This window comes from Sphingobium sp. CCH11-B1 (assembly GCF_001556865.1).
Lineage (GTDB): Bacteria > Pseudomonadota > Alphaproteobacteria > Sphingomonadales > Sphingomonadaceae > Sphingobium.
On record NZ_LSJY01000113.1, the window covers coordinates 1 to 5,420 of the forward strand.

At 61.0% G+C, this 5,420-nt stretch carries 6 protein-coding genes; 1 reads left to right on the forward strand and 5 read right to left on the reverse strand.

From position 1 onward, the window contains the following. Positions 1-849: an alpha-L-fucosidase gene (locus tag AX724_RS12130; RefSeq protein WP_082733513.1), complete on the reverse strand. Its 849-nt coding sequence runs from the start codon at positions 847-849 to the stop codon at positions 1-3. Positions 850-996: 147 nt separating this feature from the next. On the opposite strand from AX724_RS12130, the gene AX724_RS12135 reads away from it, so the two are divergent. Next, positions 997-1,776, forward strand: coding sequence for an IclR family transcriptional regulator (locus tag AX724_RS12135; RefSeq protein ID WP_066766742.1), 780 nt, complete (start codon positions 997-999; stop codon positions 1,774-1,776). Between the two features lie 153 nt (positions 1,777-1,929). Here the strand turns inward: AX724_RS12135 and AX724_RS12140 are convergent, their stop codons facing one another. The 4 genes from AX724_RS12140 to AX724_RS12155 form a co-directional block, all read right to left on the reverse strand. After that, positions 1,930-2,274 carry an L-rhamnose mutarotase gene (locus AX724_RS12140; protein WP_066766744.1) on the reverse strand — a complete coding sequence of 115 codons (345 nt, stop codon included), beginning with the start codon at positions 2,272-2,274 and terminating at the stop codon, positions 1,930-1,932. Further along, entirely contained in the window at positions 2,274-3,506 is a 1,233-nt protein-coding gene (gene fucP / locus AX724_RS12145; RefSeq protein WP_231736668.1) for an L-fucose:H+ symporter permease, read from the reverse strand. The genes AX724_RS12140 and fucP overlap by 1 nt, the downstream gene beginning before the upstream one ends. Before the next feature lie 121 nt (positions 3,507-3,627). Then, the gene (locus AX724_RS12150; protein ID WP_066766752.1) at positions 3,628-4,374 is read right to left on the reverse strand and encodes an SDR family oxidoreductase; all 747 of its coding nucleotides are present in this window, start codon (positions 4,372-4,374) and stop codon (positions 3,628-3,630) included. A gap of 232 nt (positions 4,375-4,606) precedes the next feature. Beyond that, a complete protein-coding gene (locus AX724_RS12155; protein WP_082733514.1) occupies positions 4,607-5,362 on the reverse strand; it encodes an aldo/keto reductase in 756 nt (251 codons plus the stop codon). Positions 5,363-5,420 lie beyond the last annotated feature (58 nt).

Here is a 5,420-nt window from a genome sequence, read left to right on the forward strand (position 1 = left end):
TCAGTGGCCTACTTTTACTCCGCCACAGTGGCCGGTTTTTGCTCCGCCGTTGACAAGCAGATCAGGTTGGTAGCTGTCGAGCAGATCGCTGATCCTGTCGAACCAGTGGCGATGAAAGGCGGTATTCTTCGTGTACCAGGATTCCGGCGTGTTGATGAAAGCCTCTGTCCCATTGTCGTGATAAAGGTCAGCGAAGCGGGCGTCGTTACCGTCATAGGAGCGGCCCAGCATCGGCCAGAACTGGTCGTATAAATGGGAGGGCTGCCACCAGGTATAGCTCGCGCCCAGATGTTCGGACACGCCGAAGCGAAGTCCTTGGCGCTTGGCTGCGGCCTTCAATGCACCGACGATGTCGCGCTTGGGGCCCATCTCCGTCGCATTCCAGCGGTGATGACGCGAGCGCCACAGGTCGAAATTGTCGTGGTGGACGCCCATCGACACGAAATATTTGGCTCCTGCGGCCTTATATTTCGCCATGAGCGCTTCCGGATCAAACCGATCCGCCGTCCACAGCGGAATGATGTCCTTATAGCCTTTTTCCGAAGGATGTCCGTAGGTTTTCAGATGATGGTCATAATGCGGGTGACCGGGAACATACATGAAGCGCGCGTACCAGTCCCCCTGCCGCGGAACCGCCTGAGGCCCCCAATGGGCCCAGATGCCGAACTTGGCATCTGCGAACCAGGCGGGCACCTCATAGCGGTTCAGGCTCTCAACCGACGAGTCGAAGCGGCCGGATGTGATTTTCGGTGCCGCTTGCCGCGCGCTGACGCTTGCGGGCTCCTGCGCCAAACCGAAAGCCGCCGCCAGCGGGGCCCCAAGTATTTCGCGTTTGGTGAAGCCGGCCACCCCATTCTCCCTTGATGCGCGCGCCCTGAAAGGCGGCTGCCCGATGAGTTTGCATATTTACAAACATATTTTCAAGTTGCAATTGAGGCACGGTTCGACAAAATCAGACTTCGGCATTGAGACAAAATGCCAGGAGAATGATAAAAAGTGCCGCGATCCGAACTCAAGCGCGCCTATGCGGCGCCGGCAGTCGAAAAGACCTTCGAGATTCTGGAGTATCTGGCCACCCACCCCAAGGGCGCGCTGGTAAGCGAAATAGCCGCCGATCTCGGACGAACCGTGGGCGAACTTTTCCGGATCATCGTCGTGCTGGAGAACCTTGGATATCTCAGGAAATCCAAGACCACAGATCGATATACGGTAACCTACAAGCTTTTGGACATAGCGTTCCGGGCCACGCCGTCACAGGATCTGGTGCGGGCTGCGCTCCCTGAAATGCAGGGCTTGACGCTGGAGACGGGCCAATCCTGCCATCTGGTTGTGCCGGCCAAGGGTCATGGCATGGTTGTTGCGCGCGAGGAGCAGCCGGGCACGCGCGGATTTTCGCTCAAGGTCGGCACCATCGTCGACATCTTGAAAAGTTGTTCGGGCCAGGTGATCCTCGCCTATTCAAATCCGACACGGGTCGACCGGATGGTACGCGAGGTCGAGGAAGAACGAAAACTGACGGTGGATCGCGCCTGGCTGGCCGAGCGGCAGGAGGCGATCCGTCAGGCCGGCTTCGACAGCCGGCCCAGTCCGATAACTTACGGTGTTACCGACATCAGCTTTCCCATCTTTGGTTTCGACAAGCATGTCGTTGCGGCCCTCACCATTCCGTTTCTCTCCTTCATCGACGGGTCGCAAAAGGTGGCGATCGAGGCAGCGCGTGACATGCTGCGCCGCGCGACGGAGCGGATTTCCGACCGGCTCGGTTATCAGCCCTGAGCATGTTCGCCTCAGCTCACGGGATTTTGCACAGCCGTTTTCACCGCGACGGAACTGCGGTGAAAACGGCCGGATCCCCTCATATCAAGGTCATCCGGCCGATCGGGCTGAAAGTCCCACTGTCCGGCGCGTCGCCCAACTGAAGCTGTCGGGTCAAATATCCTTCCGCACATGTTCGGCCAAAGTGAAAATGCGATTTGCAGGTTGCCATTTCACGCCGTCGCAAGCCCACGGAACGGGTTTCTGGAATGGATCCATCTGCGCTTCCCAAGCCTGCGATTCCGCGCCGCCGGTGCGATTCTGCGGCTCGTCATCGCCCGCGGTCTCGGTGATCATGACCAGCCGATCGCCCGTACGATAGATTTCCATGAGCGTGTTGCCGGCATCGACGATATCCTGCAACACTTGCGCAGGGACGTTGCCTGGCCGATGCCACCGCTCATATTCTTCGGCCAGCGTTTCGTCGCTGAGATCGAGCACATAGACCTGGCGCGCCATCAGGCTTCTCCCGTCGTAATGCTGCGCATGACCCGCCGGCCGAACCACGCAATTACCAGGAAACAGGCCAGCGGTACCAACATCGCCATGGGCAGGGAATGGAGCCGCTCTGCGACGAGGCCAGTCACCGGTGGGAAGATGGCGCCGCCGATGATCGCCATGACGATCAGCGAAGATGCAATCCGCTTGTTCGGTCCCAGACCCGCGAGGCCCAGGGTAAAGATCGTCGGGAACATGATCGACATGAACAGGCTGGTCAGCCCCAACGTAACGACCGCGACCATGCCTCCAGCGCCCATTGCAATACCGCACAGCGCCGCCGCGATCAAAGCATAGGCGGTCAGCAGCCGCGGCGCGGGGACGTAGCGCATCAGGCCCGCGCCGGCGAACCGGCCGATCATGAACAGGAACAGGCTAATGCCAAGCCACTGCGCGGCCAGCTTCTCACCCACGCCGGTCTGGTCCTGAGCGAAATTGATGAAATAGCTCCACACCGTCACCTGCGCGCCGACGTAGAAGAACTGGGCCAGGATAGCAGCCCGCAGGCGTGCGCTGCGCAGCGCCCCGCCCAGGCCGCCGCCGGTCTGGTCCGTCGCCCGTTCCTCGGCGATGACAGGAAAGCGGGTCAGCGTGACGATCACGGCAAGGAGCAGGACAACGCCCGCGAGCGCGAGATAGGGGAGACGCACCGCAAGGGCTTCGGCGGCGCGATAGGCATCGATCTGCGCGGGAGACATGGCGGCCAGTTCGGCGGCGCTATGCTCAATGCCAGAGAAGATGAGCGCGCCGCCCAGGAAGGGGGCGATCACACCGCCAAGCCCATTGAAGCTTTGGGCGAAAGTCAGTCGCTGTGCAGCGCTCTCCTCTCGACCCATGGCAGCAATGAGAGGATTTGCCGCCGTTTCGAGAAAGGCCAGACCCGCAGCGATGATGTAGAGCGCAACAAGGAAAAAGCCAAAGGCGCGTACCCCGGCCGCCGGCCAAAACAGCAGCGCTCCAACCGCGTAAAGACCCAGCCCGGCGATAATCCCTGCCTTGTAGCCGCGTCGGGCTATGAACCAACCCGCAGGGAGCGCGAACGTGAAATAGCCGAAATAGAAGGCGGTCTGGATCAGGCCTGATTCCATCCGCGACAATTCCAGCGCCTTCTGAAATTGCTTGATCAGGATGTCGTTGAAGTTGTTGGCTATCGCCCACATGAAGAAAAGGCTGGTGACAACCACGAACGCCACCAGAAAACGGCGCTCGACAAGAGGAGCCGATCCCTGGTCAGATCTGCCCGACGGCTCTCCTATCTCAAAATGCACGGATGACATTGCACACCTCCCCTTCTCGTGTCTCGATCACCTGCCTTCAGGCATTGGACCAGCCGCCGTCGATTACGTGACATTGCCCTGTCACGAAGGCCGCCGCGTCGCTGGCCAGCCATAACACCATGGCCGCCACCTCTTCCGGCCTGCCCAACCTTCCAACCGGCTGCCGGGCGGAAAACCAGGCCAGCGCCGCTTTGAAATCTCCTGTGGAACGGAGCCTTTCCTCCAACGACGGCGAGTGGACAGTGCCCGGACAAACTGCGTTGCAGCGGATGCCCTGCGTGACATAGTCAACGGCAACGGCCTTGGTCAGCCCAACCACTGCAGCTTTGGTCGTGTTGTACACGAAACGGTCGGGCACGCCGATGATCGCGCCAGCGACCGAGGCAATGTTGATGATCGACCCGCCCCCTGCGCCAATCATGCCGGGCAAGACAGCTCGGATCAGCCGTGCCATCGCCACGACGTTGATCGAAAAGGCCTCTTGAAGGTCGGCCTCACTGCTGTCGAGCAGCGTACCGGCGTGAACCTTGCCAACACAATTGACCAGAATATCCCAAGCCCCGCCATCACCTTCGCCAAACGCGACATCCGCCCCTGCCTCGGTCACATCGACCCTTTGCGTTCGGCAACCCGTCAGCGCAGCAAGCGTGTCGGCATTGCGATCGATCGCCACAACGTCCGCACCCTGTGCCGCCAACAGCTCGGCGCAAGCCTTGCCGATCCCCTGCCCGGCCCCCGTCACAAGAGCCCGCTTGCCGGACAGATCGAATGGATCGACGGTCATGCTTGGTCCCTGTTCGGCCGGCCCGCGAGTTTAAATGGCTTGTAGGTCAGAATGAATGTCTGCTGCCCAAGCCATTCCGAAAGGCTTTGCTGGCAATGGCGGAACCTGGCGCCCGAGCCAGAATGCCGCGGGACCGACATATCCCGTGAGAAGCTCGCACGATCGAGAGTTCGGCCTTTGGCGAGCGGAGCGGCCGGCTGTCGGACGTATCGATGCGGGTCGATCATCCGCGTCAGCCCTGCCCCTCTGGCGCCTTTGGAACCGGCGCTGCGCTCGGAATAACTCCTTCGGCCTTCAATGCCGTCCAGAAGGCAGCAGGAATTGGAATACTCGCCAGAGCCAGCGTACGGTCGACCAGATCCGCGTTGCCGAGACCGACCAGAACGGATGCCACGACTGGATGCGCGCGGACGAATTGCAGCGCGACGGCGGCCAATGGTATTCTTGCCTCGTCGCACAACGCCTCGATCCGCGCGACACGTGCGACCACCTCGGCAGGCGCTGGGGCATAGTCGAAATAGGCTTGCTGGCCCGAACGGGTTCCGGTCGCCAGGATGCCGCTGTTGTACACGCCCCCTGCGACGATCCTCGCGCCATGGGCGGCGACGCGATCGAAAAAGCCGTCCAGCGGTTGTTGCTCCAGCAAAGTGTAGCGCCCGGCCAGCAGGAAGCAGTCGAAGCGTCCGATGGTCATCGCCTGGTCGATCACCGCAGTCTCGTTGACGCCAAGTCCGATCGCGCCCGCCGCGCCGCTGGCGCGCAATTCATCCATCGCCCGGTAGCCGCCCTCTGCGAACTGCGTGAAACGGTGCGAATGCATCGCCCCATGCGCCAGGGATCCCAGGTCGTGCGCATAGAGGATATCGATGCGGTCCAATCCAAGCCGGCGAAGGCTATCTTCGAACGAGCGCATCACGCCATCATAACTATAATCGAAACGTACCTTGTTGGGCAGCGGATCGGCGAATCCGTCGCGAAAGCGGGGCAGGCTTGAGGATCAGCGTGCAATAGGCACCCCCTTCGTGGGGTGATCGGCGTGCAAAAAG